This is a genomic window from Streptomyces sp. NPDC040718 (assembly GCF_055593565.1).
Map to the genome: position 1 here is coordinate 233,016 of NZ_JBVIXO010000003.1, position 18,933 is coordinate 251,948.

The 18,933-nt window shown below is 69.9% G+C and carries 19 protein-coding genes and 4 pseudogenes; 13 read left to right on the top strand and 10 right to left on the bottom strand.

The window, feature by feature from the left end:
- Nucleotides 1-67: 67 nt before the first annotated feature.
- On the top strand, nt 68-763 hold the full coding sequence (locus ACZ597_RS09760) for a DUF6766 family protein (RefSeq protein WP_471327350.1): 696 nt from the start codon (nt 68-70) through the stop codon (nt 761-763).
- A gap of 22 nt (nt 764-785) precedes the next feature.
- Here the strand turns inward: ACZ597_RS09760 and ACZ597_RS09765 are convergent, their stop codons facing one another.
- The 3 genes from ACZ597_RS09765 to ACZ597_RS09775 all read right to left on the bottom strand — a co-directional run bounded on the left by ACZ597_RS09765 (nt 786) and on the right by ACZ597_RS09775 (nt 4,298).
- Nucleotides 786-1,874 carry a C40 family peptidase gene (locus ACZ597_RS09765; protein ID WP_471327353.1) on the bottom strand — a complete coding sequence of 363 codons (1,089 nt, stop codon included), beginning with the start codon at nt 1,872-1,874 and terminating at the stop codon, nt 786-788.
- Nucleotides 1,875-2,040: 166 nt separating this feature from the next.
- Nucleotides 2,041-2,961, bottom strand: coding sequence for a M15 family metallopeptidase domain-containing protein (locus tag ACZ597_RS09770; RefSeq protein ID WP_471327356.1), 921 nt, complete (start codon nt 2,959-2,961; stop codon nt 2,041-2,043).
- 197 nt (nt 2,962-3,158) lie between these two features.
- Complete coding sequence (locus tag ACZ597_RS09775; RefSeq protein ID WP_471327358.1) at nt 3,159-4,298, bottom strand: PucR family transcriptional regulator; 1,140 nt, start codon at nt 4,296-4,298, stop codon at nt 3,159-3,161.
- Nucleotides 4,299-4,385: 87 nt separating this feature from the next.
- Here ACZ597_RS09775 and ACZ597_RS09780 point away from each other — a divergent pair, with 87 nt between their 5' ends.
- Nucleotides 4,386-5,441, top strand: a complete 1,056-nt coding sequence (locus tag ACZ597_RS09780) for a ferredoxin reductase (RefSeq protein WP_471327361.1) — start codon at nt 4,386-4,388, stop codon at nt 5,439-5,441.
- A gap of 7 nt (nt 5,442-5,448) precedes the next feature.
- Nucleotides 5,449-6,567 (top strand): fatty acid desaturase family protein, encoded by a 1,119-nt coding sequence (locus ACZ597_RS09785; RefSeq protein ID WP_471327364.1) that lies wholly within the window; start codon nt 5,449-5,451, stop codon nt 6,565-6,567.
- 127 nt (nt 6,568-6,694) lie between these two features.
- On the opposite strand, the pseudogene ACZ597_RS09790 reads toward ACZ597_RS09785, so the two are convergent.
- Nucleotides 6,695-6,829 (bottom strand): annotated as a pseudogene (locus ACZ597_RS09790) (aldehyde dehydrogenase family protein); the annotation flags it as partial.
- 1,748 nt (nt 6,830-8,577) lie between these two features.
- Between ACZ597_RS09790 and ACZ597_RS09795 the strand changes: the two are divergent.
- From ACZ597_RS09795 to ACZ597_RS09805, 3 genes and pseudogenes are all read left to right on the top strand, one after another.
- Entirely contained in the window at nt 8,578-9,576 is a 999-nt protein-coding gene (locus tag ACZ597_RS09795; RefSeq protein WP_471327367.1) for a hypothetical protein, read from the top strand.
- Between the two features lie 125 nt (nt 9,577-9,701).
- Nucleotides 9,702-10,510: pseudogene (locus tag ACZ597_RS09800) on the top strand (IS701 family transposase); the annotation flags it as partial.
- Between the two features lie 194 nt (nt 10,511-10,704).
- A pseudogene (locus tag ACZ597_RS09805) lies at nt 10,705-11,130 on the top strand (flavoprotein); the annotation flags it as partial.
- Between the two features lie 353 nt (nt 11,131-11,483).
- Here ACZ597_RS09805 and ACZ597_RS09810 read toward each other — a convergent pair.
- A complete protein-coding gene (locus tag ACZ597_RS09810; RefSeq protein ID WP_285544680.1) occupies nt 11,484-11,843 on the bottom strand; it encodes a zinc ribbon domain-containing protein YjdM in 360 nt (119 codons plus the stop codon).
- Nucleotides 11,844-12,162: 319 nt separating this feature from the next.
- Between ACZ597_RS09810 and ACZ597_RS09815 the strand changes: the two genes are divergently transcribed.
- From ACZ597_RS09815 to ACZ597_RS09840, 6 genes are all read left to right on the top strand, one after another.
- Nucleotides 12,163-12,504 (top strand): ArsR/SmtB family transcription factor, encoded by a 342-nt coding sequence (locus ACZ597_RS09815; protein ID WP_471327371.1) that lies wholly within the window; start codon nt 12,163-12,165, stop codon nt 12,502-12,504.
- Between the two features lie 74 nt (nt 12,505-12,578).
- Complete coding sequence (locus tag ACZ597_RS09820; RefSeq protein WP_471327954.1) at nt 12,579-14,234, top strand: SulP family inorganic anion transporter; 1,656 nt, start codon at nt 12,579-12,581, stop codon at nt 14,232-14,234.
- On the top strand, nt 14,231-14,653 hold the full coding sequence (locus ACZ597_RS09825) for a pyridoxamine 5'-phosphate oxidase family protein (RefSeq protein ID WP_471327374.1): 423 nt from the start codon (nt 14,231-14,233) through the stop codon (nt 14,651-14,653). The genes ACZ597_RS09820 and ACZ597_RS09825 overlap by 4 nt, the downstream gene beginning before the upstream one ends.
- Nucleotides 14,650-15,075 (top strand): ATP-binding protein, encoded by a 426-nt coding sequence (locus ACZ597_RS09830; protein ID WP_471327377.1) that lies wholly within the window; start codon nt 14,650-14,652, stop codon nt 15,073-15,075. The genes ACZ597_RS09825 and ACZ597_RS09830 overlap by 4 nt, the downstream gene beginning before the upstream one ends.
- A 16-nt stretch (nt 15,076-15,091) precedes the next feature.
- Entirely contained in the window at nt 15,092-15,502 is a 411-nt protein-coding gene (locus ACZ597_RS09835) for an STAS domain-containing protein (RefSeq protein ID WP_471327380.1), read from the top strand.
- Nucleotides 15,503-15,707: 205 nt separating this feature from the next.
- Entirely contained in the window at nt 15,708-16,043 is a 336-nt protein-coding gene (locus tag ACZ597_RS09840; RefSeq protein ID WP_384885722.1) for an ArsR/SmtB family transcription factor, read from the top strand.
- Nucleotides 16,044-16,205: 162 nt separating this feature from the next.
- On the opposite strand, the gene ACZ597_RS09845 is transcribed toward ACZ597_RS09840, so the two are convergent.
- From ACZ597_RS09845 to ACZ597_RS09855, 3 genes are read right to left on the bottom strand one after another with little or no spacing between them, the layout of a single operon-like run.
- On the bottom strand, nt 16,206-16,364 hold the full coding sequence (locus tag ACZ597_RS09845) for a DUF6126 family protein (RefSeq protein ID WP_384885724.1): 159 nt from the start codon (nt 16,362-16,364) through the stop codon (nt 16,206-16,208).
- On the bottom strand, nt 16,361-16,564 hold the full coding sequence (locus tag ACZ597_RS09850; protein WP_471327384.1) for a hypothetical protein: 204 nt from the start codon (nt 16,562-16,564) through the stop codon (nt 16,361-16,363). The genes ACZ597_RS09845 and ACZ597_RS09850 overlap by 4 nt, the downstream gene beginning before the upstream one ends.
- Complete coding sequence (locus ACZ597_RS09855) at nt 16,561-16,941, bottom strand: ATP-binding protein (protein WP_471327387.1); 381 nt, start codon at nt 16,939-16,941, stop codon at nt 16,561-16,563. Before ACZ597_RS09855 ends, ACZ597_RS09850 begins: the two co-directional genes overlap by 4 nt.
- Nucleotides 16,942-17,083: 142 nt before the next feature.
- Between ACZ597_RS09855 and ACZ597_RS09860 the strand changes: the two genes are divergently transcribed.
- A complete protein-coding gene (locus ACZ597_RS09860) occupies nt 17,084-17,254 on the top strand; it encodes a hypothetical protein (protein WP_386619311.1) in 171 nt (56 codons plus the stop codon).
- Nucleotides 17,255-17,320: 66 nt separating this feature from the next.
- Here the strand turns inward: ACZ597_RS09860 and ACZ597_RS09865 are convergent.
- Together ACZ597_RS09865 and ACZ597_RS09870 are read right to left on the bottom strand one after the other, a co-directional pair.
- Nucleotides 17,321-17,695 (bottom strand): annotated as a pseudogene (locus ACZ597_RS09865) (carbonic anhydrase); the annotation flags it as partial.
- Between the two features lie 194 nt (nt 17,696-17,889).
- Entirely contained in the window at nt 17,890-18,870 is a 981-nt protein-coding gene (locus ACZ597_RS09870) for an ArsR/SmtB family transcription factor (protein WP_471327390.1), read from the bottom strand.
- Nucleotides 18,871-18,933 lie beyond the last annotated feature (63 nt).

Consider the following 18,933-nt stretch of genomic DNA (forward strand, 5'->3'; position numbering starts at 1 on the left):
TCGTCACCACCCTGTTGGTCATCCTCTGCGGGCTCGGCTACTTCATGACCGTCGGGGTGCTCCAGCGATGACCGACAGCCGCGAAACGCGCAGGGGGTTCTGGCGGGAGAACAGCCTGACGCTCGCCTTCGGCACCGCCTTCCTGGTGGTGCTCGCCTGCCAGGCCATCGCGGGGCGCGCCGAGTTCAACGAACAGATGACGGTCGACGGCCTCCAGCCGCTCGGCTTCGCCGAGTACCTGACGTCCTCGGACTTCGCCGTGGACGTCACCGAGAACTGGCAGTCGGAGTTCCTGCAGTTCTTCCTCTACATCTTCGGCACCGTCTACCTCGTCCAGCGCGGCTCCCCGGAGTCGAAGAAGGTCCACGAAGCGGGCAACGAAAGCGAGGAGGAGCAGCTCATGGGCGACCACGCACGCCCGGACTCGCCCCGCTGGGCGGGCACCAAGGACTGGCGCCAGACCCTCTACGCCCGCTCCCTGGGCACCGTCATGGGCACGCTGTTCATCCTGTCCTGGGTGGCGCAGTCCATCAGCGGTACCGCCGCCTACAACGACGGGCAGCTCCGCCGGCTGGAGGATCCCGTCAGCTGGGCCGGGTACGTGGTCACCCCCGATTTCTGGAGCCGGACCCTGCAGAACTGGCAGTCCGAGCTCCTCGCCGTCGCCGCCATGGTCGTCCTGTCCATCTACCTCCGCCAGCGCGGCTCCCCCGAATCCAAGCCCGTCGGCGCCGCCCACACCACCACCGGCGTCGAAGGCTGATCGGGGGAGTGCCGTACGGGCGTCAGCGCGTGAGGAAGCGGGTGGCGCCGACGTAGACGCGGCCGGTGGAACCGATGGGCTCCTCCCTGACGGGGTCGCCCGTCCGAGGCGAGTTGATCATCATGGGTTCGCCGTTCCGCGTCCCCGAGTAGATGCCGACGTGGGTGACCCCGGTGCCGGTGGCGGGCCGGAAGGCGACGATGTCGCCGGGGCGGAGATCCTCCGTACCGGTGATCCGCACCCCCGCCGCCGAGCCGGCGGGCACCTGCCCGCCGCCCGCGTCGAACTGCGGTTGGGCGTCCCTGGGGATCGTCACGCCGAGCGCGGAGTAGACCTGGCCGGTGAGGCCGGAGCAGTCGTAGCCGAATCCGGAGGTACCGGACCACAGGTAGGGCAGGCCCAGGAAGGCGCGCGCGGCGGCGACCACGTCCGTGCCGCTCGGCGCGGACGGCACCCGCGCCAGGTCGCCGGCCCGGAAGAACACCCGGCCACCGCCGGGGGAGTGGGCGGTGACGACCCCGGGCAGCGGACCGGCCTCCACCGGGAAGGAGGTGTTGTACGAGTACTCGCCGGCCTGCCCGGATCCGCGGCCGTCGAGCGCGGCCCGGGCGGTGGCGAAGCCCCGGGCCGTGGGGCGGGCGACGCGTTCCTCGTGCGTTCCGCCCGGCGGGCGCCGGTGCTCCGAGGTCAGTTGCCGGTCGGGGATCCAGCCGGGGTAGGCGCCCCGTCCCGCCTGGTCCCTGGGGGTGGGCTGGCCGTGCACCCACACGTGGTCCCAGAGCAGGCCGCCGCGCCACTCGCTGCGGTCGACGGTCACCCGGATGCCGTGGAGGGCCTGGGTCTCCCCGGCGACCTCACGCCGCTCGTCCAGGGACATGCCGGCCAGCCAGCCGCGGACGTCAGCGGGATTGGTGGTCGCCCGGGCGTCCACGGGACGGACCTGTTCGGGGCTGACCCAGACCTGGGCGACCGCCACGTCGACGTAGCAGGTCGGGGCGGCGTCGCAGGGGCGTCGCGCGGCGGCGGAGGCGTCGGGGACCGCGGCGGCGGGGGAGACGAGGGCGAGGAACGCTGCGGCAGCGGCCGTCAGGACGGTCTTCACGGGATACATGTGTCGATCCTGTCCAGCCCGCCGCACCCGCGAACCCCGCCGACCCGGCCTGCCCCCGAACGGGTCGTGGAACGCCGGTTCCCGGCGCCGCGTCGAGGGGGAGGGCGTGCAGGTCAGGCGGCCGGGCGGCCGAGCAGGACGCCGCGGCGCGCGTAGTAGCGGTGCATCACCGGCCAGGGGACGTCGACGAACTCCTGCGAGGTGCCGTGCCAGCCCGACGGGTTGTGGATCGTGACCGTGTTCCGGTCCGCGCCCACGGCCAGCACCAGGTGTCCGCCGCGGTGGGGCGGCTCGGTGTCCCCGCTGCGGACGCCTCGGGGGAGGCGTTGACGCGCGTGCCCATGGGCAGTTCGCGGCCGTCCTCGGTGCACAGGGTCAGGTCGATGGCGGATCCGGCCGAGTGGGGTGCGATCTCCGGGGGTGACACGCACCGGCTGGCGGCGAGGTGCCGGCCGGCTTCGTCCAGGTCGGGCCGCAGCTCGCGCAGCCGCTCGCGGTACGCGGTGAAGTAGTGCTGCTGGAGGTCCGGCGGCCGGTAGCCCTCGACGAAGAGGAGTGATATCCCGGCGGGGAGCAGGCCGGCGGCGCGCACGAGCCGGTCGGCCACGCCCTGCCGCACATGGGCGTAGTGCCCGGCGGGGTCGGCCTTGCGGGTGTCCATGCGCAGACCGGAGAGGGTGCGCAGGTCGACGAGCGGCTCGTCGGAGCCGGTGACCGGGATGGCCGCGACGCGGGGGTCGGCCATCAGTACGGGTTCGGGCGTGCGGTCGGTCATACGGGTCTCCTCGGTGGTCGTGCGGGTGCGATTACATCCGAACGGTGCCGCCCTGGCCAACCGCATGATCATCATCGACCGGTGCCCGGCCCTGATCGCCTCCGACTCCGACAGCACCGCCGACGGCGCCCTGGCCATCACGGACCCCGGCGTGATCTCCCTGATGTGCCGCCTGTTCGACCTGGGCTGGGACTCCGCGGAACCCTTCGGCGCCGCGCCCCAGCGCTCCTCCGGCGAACTGACCCGCCAGCAGACCGAGGTCGTGCGCCTGATGGCGGAGGGCCGCACCGACGAGTCGATCGCCAACAGCATCGGCATCTCCACCCGGCCCGGCCGCCGCCTGACCACCGGCCTGCTCTCCCCGCCTCGGCGCCCGCAGCCGCTTCCAGGCCGGCGTCCGGGCCGTACAGCTGGGCTACCTGCCCTCCCGCCTCTGACGGGTACGGGCCCGGCTCAGGCGCCGTTCCCCGGGGGGCTGGAAGAGGCCGAGGCGCTTGGGCGAGAACACGTCAGCCCACCCGGAGACCGACCGCCAGCGTCAGTTCGAGAACACGGTGCGGCGACCCGAGATCCGGAAACAGCTCCCGCAGCTGCGCCATCCGGTACCGGACGGTCTGGGGATGGACGAACAGAGCCGCCGCCACCTCGTCCCGCCTGCCCTGGTGCAGCAGCCACGCCCGCAACGTCTCCTCGAGCCGCCGCGCGGTCGCGGCCGGCAAGGCCCGCAACGGTGCGAGGGCCCGGGCACGCAGGTCGGCGAACGCGTCCGCGTCGGCGCTCAGTACCAGCTCGGGCAGGTGGTCCTCGGTGTCGCGGATGTCGCCGGAGAGGGAGCGGGCGCGTACGGCTCGTGCGTACGAGGCGGACGCACGCGTCCACGGCCGGGCCGGGCCGACCACGGCGCTGCGGTCGGGCAGCTGCCTCAGGAGATGTGCCCGGTCGGCATCGGGGACGAGCAGCACGCCGGAGGCGTCCGGCAGATCGTCGAGGACAAGGGTGCCCGGGTCGAGCGTGCGGTAGGCCGGCCGGGCCTGGGCGGCGGGCAGCAGGACCGCGGTCAGCGAAACCGGCGGCTGCCACCCGGCCCGCCCGGCAGCGGCGAGGAGCATGTCCGGGCTCGCGCCGGCGAGGAGATCGCGGGCCAGTTGTTCCAGGTGGCGCTCGTGGGCCCGGCCCCGCGCGGCCAGCTCGTCGGCGTGGCCCGCGGCGCTCGCGGCGGAGAGCTCGTCGATGTAGGCGAAGGTCAGCTCGGCGAACTTGGCGACCTGAGCGGCGGGCAGACCTGCGGGTACGGCACCTGCGGCCAGGCCCCGCCAGGCCACGCGGGCGCCGACCCGGTAGGCGCTGAGCAGGGCGTCCATCGAACGGCCGTCGCGGACCTCGCCGCGGCCCAGCTCGTAGGCCGCGTCCCCGGCGTCGCCGCCCGTGGCGTTCCCGCTGGCGAGGTCGAGGTAGAGGCCCAGGGCGGTGCGGACGGCTCGGCGGATGGTGGCGCCCATGCGGCCCGAAAGGGCGTTGGCGTAGGGCGGGACCTCGTCGATGATCGCCTGGACGACCTCGTCGGCGGTGGTCTTCAGCACGGCCCGCAGCGCGGTGACCGTCGTCTCATCCAGGACCAGTTCACTGGCCCTCCGGACAGCATGGCTCACGTTTTTGTTCCCTGCGAATAATTCAACCGATCAGATTCACGTCTTGTGGACAGGACTTTACCCCCTGAAGCACATCAAGCTGGGGTCATGACGAGTGCAGCCCTCCGCAGCAGGGCATGGAAGCTGCTGGAGATGGTCACGACGCCGGTGCTGCCGTCGGACTACCTCGACCTGGTCAGCCCGCTGCGTGCGGGCGGTGACCTGCGGGGGCGCATCGAGGCCGTGCACCCCGAGACGGGTGACGCCGCGACCATCGTGATCAGGCCGGGACGGGGCTGGCGCGGCCACACGGCCGGCCAGTACGTGCGGATCGGGGTCGACGTCGACGGGGTGCGCCTGTGGCGTGCCTATTCGGTCACGTCGCCGACGAACCGCAGGGACGGCCGGATCACGATCACCGTGAAGGCCATCCCGGAAGGCAAGGTCAGCAGCCACCTGGTCCACAGGGCGCAACCGGGCACGCTGATCCAGCTCGACCAGGCGACCGGCGACTTCGTGCTGCCGGAGGCCAAGCCCGCCAAGGTGCTCTACCTGACGGCCGGCAGCGGCATCACGCCGGTGATGGGCATGCTGCGCGACACCGAGCTCGACGACGTCGTCATGGTCCACTCCGCACCGCAGCCGCACGACGTGATCTTCCGCAACGACCTGCACGACCTGGTCGCGGACAAGAAGCTGCGTCTCACCGAGCTGCACACCGACACGGACGGCATGCTCGACATCGCCCGTCTGGGAGAACTCGTCCCCGACTGGGCCGAACGCGAGACCTGGGCGTGCGGGCCCGCGGGCCTGCTCGACGCCGCCGAGGACCACTGGACCGCGCACGGCGTCCCGGAGCGCCTGCACACCGAACGCTTCCGCCCCACCGTCGTCGTCACCGGCGACGGTGGCGAGGTCACGTTCGCCGCCAGCGACAAGACCGTCGACGCGGACGGCGCCACGCCGTTGCTGGACGTCGGCGAGGAGGCCGGCGTGCTCATGCCGTCCGGGTGCCGGATGGGCATCTGCTTCGGCTGCGTCACGCCGCTCAGGGCGGGCGCCGTCCGCGACCTGCGCACCGGCGAGATCACCGAAGCCGGCCCCGGCGTCCTCATCCAGACCTGCGTGTCCGCCGCTGCGGGCCCCTGCGACATCGAACGGTAGGAGCACCTTGACCGCCATCGACCCCACCGCCCACCTGACCGCGGAGCAGATCGAGGAGCTCGGCCGCGAGCTGGACGCGATCCGCGACGAGGTGATCGCCGGCCGCGGGGAGAAGGACGCCGCCTACATCCGCAAGGTCATCTCGGCACAGCGCAAACTCGAGCTGGTCAGCAGGGGCGTCCTGCTGTTCTCGTTCTTCCCGCCCGCGTGGCTGATCGGCACCGCCGGCCTGTCCGTGGCGAAGATCATGGAGAACATGGAGATCGGCCACAACGTCCTGCACGGCCAGTGGGACTGGATGCGGGACCCGAAGATCCACTCCACCACCTGGGACTGGGACCACGTCTCGCCGGCCGAGCAGTGGAAGCACTCGCACAACGAGCTGCACCACAGGTACACGAACGTGATCGGCAAGGACAACGACCTCGGCTACGGCATCATGCGCGTCGACGAGGACCAGAAGTGGCACCCGTTCCACCTCGGCCAGCCGCTGTGGAACTTCATCAACGCCTGCTTCTTCGAGTACGGCATCGCCGCCTACGACCTGGAACTCGGCAGGAACCTGCACAAGAGCCGCCGCAAGAACCCGGAGTTCCGCGCGCGGGCCAGGGCCGTGGGCCGCAAGATCCGCAAGCAGGTGCTCAAGGACTACGTGATCCACCCGCTCCTTTCGGGCCCGTCGTTCCTCACCACGCTCGCCGCCACGTTCACCGCGAACCTGGTCCGCAACATCTGGTCCCACTCGGTGATCATGTGCGGGCACTTCCCCGAGGGCGTGCAGGTCTTCGAGCGCCGGTCGATCGAGGGCGAGACGCGCGGCCAGTGGTACCTGCGCCAGATGATGGGCTCGGCGAACATCAGCGGCAGCAAGGCCATGCACTTCATGACCGGCAACCTGTCGCACCAGATCGAGCACCACCTGTTCCCGGACCTGCCGAGCAACCGGTACGCCGAGGTCGCGGTGAAGGTGCGCGCCTTGTTCGAGAAGTACGAGCTGGAGTACGTCACCGGGCCGCTGCCCAAGCAGGTGTACTCCGCGTGGCACAAGGTCTTCCGGCTCTCCCTGCCGAACAGGAAACCCAAGGTCACGACGCCTGCCCGCGAGCAGGAGCTCGCCGCGGCCTGACTTCCGGTACTGGTCCGGACCAGAGGCTCGCACACCGGTCTGACAGGTGTGCGAGCCGGACGGGACGGGCTGCTTGCCCCGGTCGGCCGCGACGTCCCGTCACCTTCGGATCGGAAGTCCTTCCGTCCTAGAAGAACCCGAGCTTCTTCGGCGAGTAGCTGACCAGGAGGTTCTTCGTCTGCTGGTAGTGCTCCAGCATCATCTTGTGGGTCTCCCGGCCGATGCCCGACTGCTTGTAGCCGCCGAAGGCGGCGTGTGCGGAGTTTGATGAGAGTCCGTAGATGCGAAAGGCGGCTGACCAGGCATGATGACGGATGCGGAGTGGCTTGATCGCTGGCTGCAACGGGCTCCGGCCCTCTCAACGGAGAGCCTGGAGCGACTCATGGAGCACTTGACCGAGGATGAAGACGAGTGACCACCGGGTCTGCGTAGTCAGTTCGAGCTTGCGAGGCTCGAGGCCGGCTCAGGCAGAAGGCCACGGACGAAACCACTGCGAGTGGCCTAACGAGGAGACTCCCGCAGGTGGCCTTTCTTGTCGGCTACGGCCGGTGGTCGTCGCAGAGCCATCCGGCGGGAGAGAAGCGCGCGGGCGCCCCGCATGGCTGTACCCCTGCCCCGCACTTGTTCCGGTAGGCGATCGGCGGTGCTCCGTCACCGCAGGCCCCGTGCTCGCTACGGACTCAGGCAAACGGGGTGCGGGGATGTAGGGGAGTGGCGTGGCCTCGTGGTCGGGCGTGGCCGCTGGCCGGACGCGGCACGTGGGGTCGCCGTCCTCCATGGGGCGCCGGACCTGTCGTTGCCTTGGCAATGGGGCGGGCGGTTCGCCCGATGTCGCGTCGAGGTACGCAGTGTGATCGGCAGTGGGGGTCCAGAACTCGTACGCCGTCCGTTTCACCTTGACGATCGCTCGTACGTAAAGGCCGGAGGCGGTATCTCGGATGAATTCGTCGAAGGGGCGTTCCGCAGGTCGCGTGGTCGGATGCCAGCCTCCGCATTTCCCGGTCCGCTTCTTCGGGCACGGTCCCGGGAACCGCTCGTCGCACTTGGGCGAGCTCGATGCGCCGGATACCACCTCGGAACGGGATGGGGGAGTTCCGCTTCATGATCAGTTCCAGGGGAACCCGGTCAGTACGCAACCACGGCACTGTCGTATCCCGCGCCATGATCTGACTGTCCGTCTGCCAAGCGTCCAGCACGCCAGCCCGTCGGGCCGCCACGTCTCGTGCCTGAATCTCACGCGGGTTGCGCGGGGACAGTTGTGACTCGAACCCGAGGAGTACTCCGTCCGCACCACGGATCAGGACGTCGCTGCGGACTGCGCGGTCCTTGCTCGATCGTTCCTGGACGGCAGTGTGCCCGCCTTCCTCCGCGGCCCGGACCGCCCGGTCCTTGTACGCCTTGTGCTCGTCAGGCTCTCCGCCGGCGTAGTGCCGGTCCTCGGCGTCGCTTTCGCATGTGGGCAGCGACGACCTTACCCAGCCGGCGGTACACCGACATCGGCTCGACGAAGCCCCGCCTTTCGCATACCTCCGCGCACGTGAGGCCGCGGAGCGGTACGGGCAACCGACGGTCGTTGAGTAGTTGTTCGAGCAGGGCTGCGCCGCCGACCACTCCGAGGTCCGGTTCCGTCAGATCCAGTCGTTGGTCGAACCCTGTGAGTCGCACGTACCGGTTGGGCATGCTGACCTCAGCTCGCCACGCGGCCGCGATGGGCCGCCGCTTCGATCGTGACAGGGGCCACTGACAACCGCACGAGCTCAAGAGCTTCTGGTCTGTCTCCAGCTGGCCCTGTGCACGGGCGAGGTGGAGTGCGGTGAGGGGCAGGGTGGGCCGCGGGACCGTGTCCCGTCGGTCGAGGTACCTGATAGCCCACCCTGCGGGCAAACGCGACGATCAGAGTGCGACGACGAGCGCGGGGTGTCGGCGGCAGCGGGCAGAGTGATGGTCTGCCGCACTTGCGGGACGGGCCCTGTGTGGGGTGGGAGGGGTGCTGTGAGGTTCAGGAGGCGGATGCTCGAGTCGCTGGGAGATCTCATCTGCGGGAATCTCGGGTCATCGGATCCCGCTGACGGTGGGCCGCCGAAGTGCTTTCCGTACAGGACGAGTTCGTACATCACCGAGTTTTTCGGCGAGTTGGACATGGACTGGCAGCACGACGGTTCGACTCGGCACCGGTGGGTGGCCGACGTGCTGGAAGAACTGCTGGCCGAACCGCACGAGGGGCCGGCGCACCCGCCGGAGGCCTTCTGCAAGGTGATCGATCACCTCATGAACCCGGCGGACGCGCTGAACGAAGGGCTAGACAGGCCCAATGCCTTGCGACAGCTGAATGACGCCTTGATGCGGGAGGGTTTCGAAGCCTTCTACGGAGAGGACAAGCACTGCTACCTGCGGCACGTCGGGACGAACACCGTCTCGGTACTAGCCAAGAATCCACACCGGCCTCTCAGCGCCGCGGAGATGCAGCGGCGCTCGGCCCTCGCAGCGTTCCTGGATACGTGTAGCGAGGACGAACTCATTGAGCAGGTGCTGCTGCCGATGTTCCGGCAACTGGGGTTCCACCGGATCACGGCGGCCGGCCACCGGGACAAGGCGCTGGAGTACGGCAAGGACATCTGGATGCGCTACACCCTGCCGACCCAGCGCTTCCCGTACTTCGGCATCCAGGTGAAACGCGGAAAGCTGGACGCGATGGGCAAGTCCCGCGCGGGCAACGCCAACGTCGCCGAGATCCATCAACAGGCTCTCATGATGCTCGCCCACGAGATTTTCGACCCCGAGACCAACCGGCGGGTGCTGGTCGACCACGCCTTCATCGTGGCCGGCGGGGAGATCACAAAGGCTGCGAGGAACTGGCTGGCCAATGTCCTGGATGCCTCCAGGCGGAGCCAGATCATCTTCATGGACCGCGACGACATCCTCAATCAATTCGTGGTGACGAGCTTGCCGCTACCCGAGAGGGCGACCGCTCCGAAACCGCCCCTGAGCACCGTTCAGCCACCCTTCTAGGTTTCGCCGGGAGAACCCAGTGCCCGCTACCAACACGCAGCCGTACAACACGGTCAGTGTCCTTCTCGTGATCTTCACCTCGTACCGGCTGCCGGTCGCCTGGGCCACCGCACGCCTCTGGCTCCACCCAGTCGGCCGGTGTCCAACGCAAAAACAGCGGTACCGCCGGCCGCACCGAGAACTGCCAGATCGGCAAGTTCTTGGCCTACGCCTCCTCCAAGGGGCGCGCGTTGATCGACCGCGAGGTCTATCTGCCCGTGTCCTGGACCGATGACCGGGAACGCTACAGAACCGCCGGCATCGGGGACGAGGTGCCGTTCGCGACGAAGAACGAGCACTTCAAATGGATGTTGCAGCGCGCGATCGACGCCCGCGTCCCGTTCTCCTGGGTGACCGCGGACGAGGCGTACGGCCAGGTCAAGCACCTCAGGTACTGGCTGGAGGAACGCCGCATCGCGCACGTGCTCGCCACCAAGGTCAACGACACCGTGATCACCGCGGGCTGGGCCGAAGTCCGAGTGGACGAGCTGACCGCGACACTGCCGCCGGAGGCCAGGGCTCCGACGACGAGCGGATCTACGACTGGGCCCGAGTAGCGATCCAGCCCGTGTGGGAGAACGGCTTCGGACACTGGGTCCTCGCACGCCGCTCCGTCAGCGACCCGAGCAAGATCGCCCACTACGTCTGCTACGGCCCCGTCGGCACCCGGCTGAAGGACCTGGTCAAGGTGGCCGCCGCGCGGTGGGCGATCGAGGAGTCGTTCCAGGCGGCGAAGATGGAGTGCGGCCTGGGCCACTACCAGGTCCGCCTCTACCGTGCCTGGTACCGGCACATCACCCTGGCCATGGCCGCTCTCGCCTACCTGACCGCGCTTCGCGCCCGTGAGGCAGCAAAAGGGGCGACGCTGACGACGAACAGGAGCTCATACCCCTGAGCGTCCCGGAGATCCGCCGGCTCATGGGCCACCTCGTCGGGCCCCGACACCGGACCAACGAGCACCATCTGCGCTGGTCACGCTTCCGACGACGAAGCCAGGCCCAAGCCCGCCGATCCCACTACAAACGCCGATGCCAGATCCCCCAGATGCGGTTGCAGCACCTACCGGCCCGCGCCCCCGACCTGTCCCCGCGCCCCGACCTGTCCTTCCTGAACGAGCTCCGTCTCGGCCTCGACGAACGCCTCCAGGCCCTCACCGAGCTCGCCCCGCTGATCGACCCCAACCAGCACTCCTGCGGCACCGTCTACCCGCACGGCGTGAACGAGCTCTCCCACCCGGAGAAGGACGTCTACCTCGTCGGCATGAAGTCCTACGGCCGCGCCCCCACCTTCCTCGCCATGACCGGCTACGAGCAGGTGCGTTCCATCGCCGCCGCACTCGCCGGGGACCGCGACGCCGCCGAACGCGTCGAACTCACCCTCCCCGAAACGGGCGTGTGCGGCGGGGCGGGCCTCTTCGACGAGCCGGATGCCGCCGGGGAGAGCGGTGGCAGCTGCTGCGCCGCCCCCGCCGCCATCATCATCGGCGCAGCGACCGTCTCCACCGGCGGCTGCTGAACCGAGCCCGACACCATGGCCGGCGTGGCCGTGACCGGAACAGGGGACCGGTCCGGTGCTGGCTGGTCGGGGTTGCCTGCCGTCGCTGCCACCGGTGCTGAGTGTGGAGGCCGGCGTCGATGCGCAGGATGGAACGGCCCCGGCGACACCCGCGTCGGACGCGCCGCCGCCCAGTTCCGTGAAGCGCTCGGCGTCCGGGTCGACACCGAGACCCTGCACGGCACCCCCCGCTGCATGACCCGCTCCTATGCCGACTACGGGGGTGCTCGTCACCAGGCCCGCCGAGGGGGCGGGGAAGTGCGCTCTGTGCTCCAGGCGGCCGAGACGGCAATCTTGTATGCGCGATGCGCGGGTCAGGCCTTCTTGACCACGCTCGACTTGAGCTGCATGGCTCCGAAGCCCTCGATCCGGCAGTCGATGTCGTGGCCGTCGACGCCGTCGATCAAGCGGATGTTGCGGACCTTGGTGCCCGCCTTGATGCCCGAGGGGCTGCCCTTGACCTTCAGCGCTTTGACGACGGTCACGCTGTCGCCGTCGCACAGCACGTTGCCGACGGCGTCCTTGACCACCCGCTCCCCGGTGGCGCCGACGTCGCCTTCAGCGCTCTCGGCAGGTACCCATTCGTGGCCGCACTCCGGGCAGACCATCAGAGCGTTCATCTCGTAGGTGTACTCACTGGAGCACTTCGGACACGGAGGCAGGTTGTCGCTCATTCACGCAGGTTTCTGGACGTCGGGAAGCGGGGGCACCCTGGGGTGGACCGGTTGGCCGACCGACGGGCACCCGCGCGATGGAGTAGCCATAATAACAAATTGCAAAAGTCTGCAAGTCGCTACATGCCAGGCGGGGGGTGTCACGCGTAGCCGCCCGGTGACCCCCATGTCGCCCCGCAGTCCGGCGGTGGGTCGCAGAATCGTTGAATTGCAAAAGTCTGCAATTTCATAGATGCTGCATATGCTGTGCTCGTAGGTAGCCGCGGGCGCAGCACCAGGCGTTTGCCCCGTTCGGGGGTGGTGAGAAGGGTGCGAGACCGTGCCGGTTCCGCTGTATCAGGCCAAGGCCGAGTTCTTTCGGATGCTCGGGCATCCGGTGCGGATAAGGGTTCTGGAGCTGCTGCAGGACGGGCCGATGCTGGTGCGGGACTTGCTGGCCGCGATCGAGGTCGAGCCCTCCGCCCTGTCCCAGCAGCTCGCGGTCCTGCGCCGGTCGGGGATCGTCACCTCGACCCGTAACGGCGCGACGGTCGTCTACGAGCTGGCGGGCGGGGACGTGGCGCAGCTGATGCTGGCGGCGCGGCGGATCCTGACCGAGGTCCTGACGGGGCAGAGCGTGCTGCTGGAGGAACTGCGCGAGTCCGAGGTTGCGGCCTCGTGAGCGTGAACACTGCGGTGACGGCCGTGCTGGGCCGGGTCCGCTCCGTCCTGCCCGCCCGGGCGGACTACGCGGTGATGGCCCGCAGCCCCCGCCGGGACCTGCTGGCCGGCCTGACCGTGGCGATCGTCGCCCTTCCCCTCGCGCTCGGGTTCGGGGTCTCCTCCGGTCTGGGCGCGGAGGCGGGGCTGGCCACCGCCGTGGTCGCGGGTGCGCTCGCCGCCTTGTTCGGCGGGTCGAACCTCCAAGTGTCCGGGCCGACCGGTGCGATGACCGTGGTCCTGGTGCCGATCGTCGCCGAGTACGGACCCGGCGGCGTCCTCACCGTAGGTCTGATGGCCGGTGTCCTGCTGGTCGGTCTCGCGCTGCTGCGGGCCGGGCAGTACATGCGGTACGTGCCGGCACCGGTGGTGGAGGGCTTCACCCTGGGGATCGCGTGCGTGATCGGCCTCCAACAGATACCCAACGCGCTCGGCGTCGAGAAGCCGGAGGGCGAGAAGGTCCTGATCGTGGCCTGGCGGGCGTTCGTGGAGTTCGTGGCCTTCCCGAACTGGACGGCGATCGGCCTCTCCGTGGGTGTCGCGGCGGTGATGCTGGCCGGCGCCCGGTGGAAGCCGACGGTCCCGTTTTCGATCGTTGCGGTCATTGCCGCCACGGCGGTTGCGCAGCTCTTCCACCTGGACGCGGCGGCCCCGATCGGTGACCTTCCCTCCGGGCTGCCCGCCCCGTCTCTGGCCTTCCTCGATGCTTCCGCGTTCGGGTCGCTGCTGGCGCCGGCGGTCGCGGTCGCGGCCCTCGCCGCGCTGGAGTCTCTGCTGTCCGCGACGGTGGCGGACGGGATGACGGTGGGGCAGCGGCACGACCCGGACAAGGAACTGTTCGGGCAGGGCATCGCCAACCTCGCGGCCCCGCTGTTCGGCGGCGTGCCCGCCACCGCCGCCATCGCCCGGACCGCGGTCAACGTCCGTACGGGCGCCTCCTCCCGGCTGGCCGCGCTCACCCACGCCGCGGTCCTCGCCGTGATCGTGTTCGCCGCCGCCCCCCTCGTCTCGAAGATCCCGCTCGCGGCGCTGGCGGGCGTGCTGTTGGCGACGGCGATTCGCATGGTGGAGGTCGGCTCGCTGCGCGCGATGGCCAAGGCGACCCGCTCCGACGCCGTCGTCCTCGTCCTGACCGCCGCCGCCACCCTGATCCTCGACCTCGTGTACGCCGTGATCATCGGCCTCGTCGTCGCCGGAGCCCTCGCCTTGAAGGCGGTGGCGAGCCAGGCCCGTATGGAGCAGGTCGACTTCCGCCCCGACCTGCCCGGCGAGCACAGGGACGAAGAGCACGCCCTGCTCGCCGAGCACATCGTGGCCTACCGCATCGACGGACCGCTCTTCTTCGCCGGCGCCCACCGCTTCCTCCTCGAACTCTCCGAGGTCGCCGACGTGAAGGTGGTCATCCTCCGGATGGCGCGGGTGACCACCCTCGACGCCACCGGCGCCCTCGTCCTGAAGGACGCGGTGGAGAAGCTGAACCGGCGCGGCATCGCCGTGATGACCTCCGGTATCCGGCCCGGCCAGCGCCAGGCCCTGGACGCCGTGGGCGCCCTCGAGCTGCTGCGCCTGGAGGGCCGCGAGTACGCCACCACTCCAGAGGCGATCGCCGGCGCCCGTAAGTACCTGGAGCAGGCGGGACTGCTGCCCCGTCCGCATCACCGACCGCACCGCATCCGGAAGGCCGCACGATGACCGCCCCCGCCGACCGCCGCATGATCGAGGTCTCCGGCACCGAGGCCCTGTGGCTCCTCGAAGGCTCCGCCCAGGGCCGGCTCGTCTACGTCCAGCGGGAGGTGGCCGTCGTACGGCCCGCCGCACACGTCATGGAGTACGGACGCCTCGTCGTCCGAGCCCCCGTACAGGCCGCCACGATTCCCGGCCGGGCGCTGCTGACCTACCAGGTGGACGAGATCCCCAGCCCGGCCGGCACCGGCTGGACGGTCAGCGCTCACGGGCCAGCTGACGTCATCGCCGACCCCGACGAAGCCGCCCACTACCGGCGCACCCTGCCCGGCTGGGCCCACGGTCCGCACGACACCCTGCTGCGCCTGCACCCGCAGTCCGTGTCCGGCTTCCGTCTGGCCCGTACGGTCTCGGGGGCGGGCCAGTGAGTGTTCAGGTCGAGGCGATGCCCTACCGGCACGTGCTGGACGTGCCGGCCATGGGCTCCGCCGTGCGTATCGCCCGGGAGACCACCGAGCTGGTCCTCGTGGAATGCGGGGTGGGCCTTCGCCATCCGAGCGTGGGACCGGCCCTGCTGATCGTGGCCGAGTTGGTCACCAACGCCGTGCGTCACGCCGCGGTGGCCTCACCGATGATCACCGTGACCTACGCCCACGGCCCCGGCGCCTTTGCGTTCGCCGTCCACGACCATCACCCCTATCAGCCCGCTCTGTTCGGTGCGCTCGGCACCGCGCCCGGCAGCGGCCTGGCCATGGTGGTGGAGATGACGATGGAGCTCGGCGGCACCGCTGTCGTGCGGGCGGATGCGGACGGGCGTGGCAAGGCCATCTGGATCACCCTTCCCTTGTGATGTCGAGGAGCTGACGATGACGATTGAATGGCGCTACACCACCCGTCAGGACCTGGGCGTGTTGTCCCTGGCCGGGTATCTCGGTGCGGACGCCACCGACCGGTTCGCCGGCGCGATCGGCTGGGCGCTCGCCCGTGGCACCGGCCCGGTCATCCTGGACCTGACCGGTCTGCTGGGTTGGTCGTCCGGCGGGCAGATCGCCGTCGCCCAGGCCGCCCGCCGCCTCGGCGAGAGCGGACGCCGACTCGAGCTCGCCGCGATCCCCGCCGACGGCTCGCTCGTCCCCGATGCGACCTGCCCGCCCGTGCCCGTCCACTGCGACCTCGCCGCCGCGCTGGCCGCCCACGGAGCTTGCGGGACGGTCAAGCAGTGGACCACCGACGACTGGCCCACCCCGCAGTCGCCCGAGGAACCCGCCCTCACCTGAGAACAGCACCACCCTCCACGAGAACGGCGAAGGGCACCTGCATCATGAGCGGCATGTCGCATGTCACGGAGGCACCCCGCCGGGCCCATGAATTGCAGGGATCTGCAATTGTAGAGGTCACGAAGTATGAAGAGGGGTGAACGGATGCCCCTACGAAGGAACGGTTCCGGGTGTTGAGATGGGCAGTCAGGACAGAGGTACCCAGGTGAGCACGCCGCTGTACCAGCTGAAGGCGGAGTTCTTCAAAACGCTGGGGCACCCGGTGCGCATCCGCGTCCTGGAGCTCCTGTCCGAACGCGAGCACGCGGTCGCCGAGATGCTGCCCGAGGTAGGGGTCGAGGCCGCGAGCCTCTCCCAGCAGCTCGCCGTCCTGCGCAAGGCCAACCTGGTGATCACCCGCCGCGAAGGCTCGAACGTCCACTACAGCCTGACCCATCCCCAGATCGCTGAGCTCCTGCGGGTCGCCCGCGGCATCCTCTCCGGCGTCCTGGAAGGCCAGGCCGAACTCCTGGCCGACCTCAAGGCCGGCCGCCACACCTGATGGTGCCCCACGGTGCCGGCCCTGCAGGGCCCGCGCCCCACATGCGGCGGCCGTCTTCCGTTAGTGCGGGTTCAACGCGCTTCTGACACCGGAAGACGGCCGCTCTCTCGTATGCCGAACCTGCACTGCCAGGCGCGCCTGGATCCCAGTTCGGTCCCGGTCTCACTTCTGGGCGTGCTGGCCCAGGTAGAACAGCAACCAGATGAACCCGGCGAACACATGCGTGCCGAAGATGTAGAAGAAGGCCCGCATCGCGACGCCCTTCTCCTTCCACTTCTCGTGCTCCGCAGCCGTGTCCTTCTCTGGCGGGTTGTCCGTCATGATGCGTCTTCCTTCCCGGTGCCCGGCTCCCCGACCGGGCCGCGGCGCGGACGGACGAGAACCTGCATGCCGTGCTCGCCTGCGTACTCGATGACGGCCGCGACCTCGCCGGCCTCGACCGTGCGGACCTCCGGCTCAGGGCCGGTGCCGAGGTAAGTGATCTCGTACAACTCGACGGCCTCTCTACTGCTGCTGGTCACGGCGTGCCTTCCGGAAGGATGAAGCGCACGACAACCGTCTTGCCGCACCCACCGGAAGAAGGCTCGATACGGACGTCACCACCGAACGTCCGCGCCAGGTCAGCCACCGTGCGCAGCCCCTGCCCGGCGGCCCGGCCGGCATCGGCCAGCGTTATCGGGCGCGAGTCCAGGTCCCCGACGGAGGCCACAAGCAGGTGCTCGGTCATGTGGAGGGTGACTTCTGCGTCCGGTGAGTGCTGAGCGTGCCGGACGGCGTTGGTCACGAGCTCGCTGACCACCAAGAGCACGGCCCCGAAGAGCGCCGAGGAGCTCTCCAGCCCGAAGAGGACCAGAGAGCGTTCGCTGCGCTCGCGCGCGGCCCGCACGGAACCCGGCACCAGCGGCACCGTCCACACGTGCCTGCGTGTCTCGACAGCCGTCTGCCCGCGGGGGTGCCTGGCCATCACCGACACCCCAGACCCGCCGAAGGCACCGCGAGGTTCATCGGCTGTCCCCGGCATCGGTGGCCACGCCGTGATCATGGGCCACGCGCAGCGCGTCCTCCAGCTCCTCCGCGGCCTGTGCCTCCTCGAAGGCATCGTCAGCCTCGTGCGCAGCCTGGAGACGAGCCCGCGCCACACGGACCCGTTCCAGCGCCGCTTCCTCGAACCCGGCCACACCGCAACCCCCGTCCACCATATCCAGAACTAGTAAATTGCATAACTCTGCAAGTCTAGCTGGCGCGGGTCCGCCGGGATGTTCACCGACCATGGCTGATCAGGGCACCTTGCGCACCAGCTGGCTGGTCAGCTCGTAGCGTGCACCGACAATGGCCAGGCAACCGTCAGCGACCCGAGCGGCGAGGTCCGGCTCAGCGGTAAGGCGCGCCCGGACCCGGCGCACGTTCTCGGTGACCGCCGCGTCGATCCGGGCCTCGCCCTCAAGCCCGTGATCGATCGCCGGCCGGATCCGCTCTGCCAGGTAGCGGATGTGCGCCGGGAGCGCGCCGCCAGCCTCGGCGTGGACTGCAGCGGCGACCGCTCCGCACCCCTGATGACCCAGGACGACGATCAACGGGACGCCCAGTTCCAGCACCCCGTACGCGATGCTGCCCAGGACCGCTTCGTCCAGGACCTCAGCCCCGCCCCTAACGCCACCGCCCCGCGCAACCCCGCACGCACCAGTCGGCGACGCGCGACAGGCACCTCTGACCCACAGCCACGATCGACACTCATGTCGGGACAAGCTAGACGCCTCCCAGGCCCGGGCGCAGGCCCGGCCTTGAGCAAGATTTGGCCTACTCCACCCCGGGATCGGATCCGGCCCCCTCCGTGGACTGCGCGCCTTCAGTCCGAACCGGCGATCAGTGCCTCGCCGAGCGGGGTGCGCCGGTAGAGCACCGACCGTCCGGACCGGGCGCGAACGAGCAGGCCCGCGCCGCGCAGGATGGCGAGGTGGTCTCCTACCGCGCCGGGTGCCATGGCGAGGCTTCGGGCGAGGTGGCTGGTGCTGGCAGGGGCGTGCAGAGCCAACAGCAGCCGGGCTCGGGCCCGGCCGACCAGAGCGGTCAGCGCGTCCGGTTGGGGGACGGTCTCCTGTTCGCCCCACAGGGCGGCGGTGCCGCGGGCAGGATAGATCAAGGTCCTGGGCCAGGGGTCTTCCAGGTGGGCGGCGATATTCGCAACGAAGACCGAAGGGATCAGCAGGAGCCCGTCGCCGGCGAGGCGGACTGGTCCGACTTGAGGGAAGTGGCCGATCTCGATACCGCCGGCTTGCCAGGCGATGCTCGGGTGCAGGCTCTCGATGGTCGTGACCCATCCGTGTTCTCCGATCACGCCCACCCGGTGTATAGCGTCGCGCTCACAGATCGCGCGCAGTTGCGGCCAGTCCGGGGCGAGCAGTTCGTGCCAGGCCTGGTCGATCGCCTCGGCGATCCTGGCGACGGCGTCCGTCGAGTCCAGCACTGCGCGTACGCGGGGATCACGGGCGGACGGTCCGGTCGCGGTGGCGGCGAATTCGCGGCGGGCCGCTTCCAGTGGTGTGGCTCGGATCACAGCCAGGTCGTCTGCCCAGGTCTGGTTGAGGCCGCGCGGCGGCGGGGCGACGAAGTTCGGTCCGGATTGCGGCGTGTGCAGGGCGAGGGCGGCGTCCAGTTCGCTCTCGCGGCGAAGCCGTCCGAAGGCCGGCAGGAGCCTGGTGGCCCAGGCTCGCGGCAGCGGCCGGTCCTGGCCGGCGAGCGAGCGCAGCAGGAAGCACAGGTCCATCGCGGGCGACAGCGCGAAGCGGCTGCGCAGCAGGTCCTCGACGGAGACTTCGAAGCGGAGCACCCTGCGATGCTACCGCGGGACGTCCGTTCCGATTCGTCCAGCGACGAATCATTGGTGAGTGGC

Excerpts from the sequence above, each read along its gene's own strand:
- ACZ597_RS09770 (WP_471327356.1), bottom strand. The coding sequence starts at position 2,961 with ATGCTGTTGGCGATCGACTCGTCGGTGCGGCCCTCCGCCATCAGGCGC.
- ACZ597_RS09795 (WP_471327367.1), top strand. The coding sequence starts at position 8,578 with ATGCTCGAGTCGCTGGGAGATCTCATCTGCGGGAATCTCGGGTCATCG.
- ACZ597_RS09825 (WP_471327374.1), top strand. The coding sequence starts at position 14,231 with ATGACCGCCCCCGCCGACCGCCGCATGATCGAGGTCTCCGGCACCGAG.
- ACZ597_RS09760 (WP_471327350.1), top strand. The coding sequence starts at position 68 with ATGACCGACAGCCGCGAAACGCGCAGGGGGTTCTGGCGGGAGAACAGC.
- ACZ597_RS09845 (WP_384885724.1), bottom strand. The coding sequence starts at position 16,364 with ATGACGGACAACCCGCCAGAGAAGGACACGGCTGCGGAGCACGAGAAG.
- ACZ597_RS09810 (WP_285544680.1), bottom strand. The coding sequence starts at position 11,843 with ATGAGCGACAACCTGCCTCCGTGTCCGAAGTGCTCCAGTGAGTACACC.
- ACZ597_RS09860 (WP_386619311.1), top strand. The coding sequence starts at position 17,084 with ATGGGCCACGCGCAGCGCGTCCTCCAGCTCCTCCGCGGCCTGTGCCTC.
- ACZ597_RS09835 (WP_471327380.1), top strand. The coding sequence starts at position 15,092 with ATGACGATTGAATGGCGCTACACCACCCGTCAGGACCTGGGCGTGTTG.
- ACZ597_RS09780 (WP_471327361.1), top strand. The coding sequence starts at position 4,386 with ATGACGAGTGCAGCCCTCCGCAGCAGGGCATGGAAGCTGCTGGAGATG.
- ACZ597_RS09765 (WP_471327353.1), bottom strand. The coding sequence starts at position 1,874 with ATGTATCCCGTGAAGACCGTCCTGACGGCCGCTGCCGCAGCGTTCCTC.
- ACZ597_RS09820 (WP_471327954.1), top strand. The coding sequence starts at position 12,579 with ATGGCCCGCAGCCCCCGCCGGGACCTGCTGGCCGGCCTGACCGTGGCG.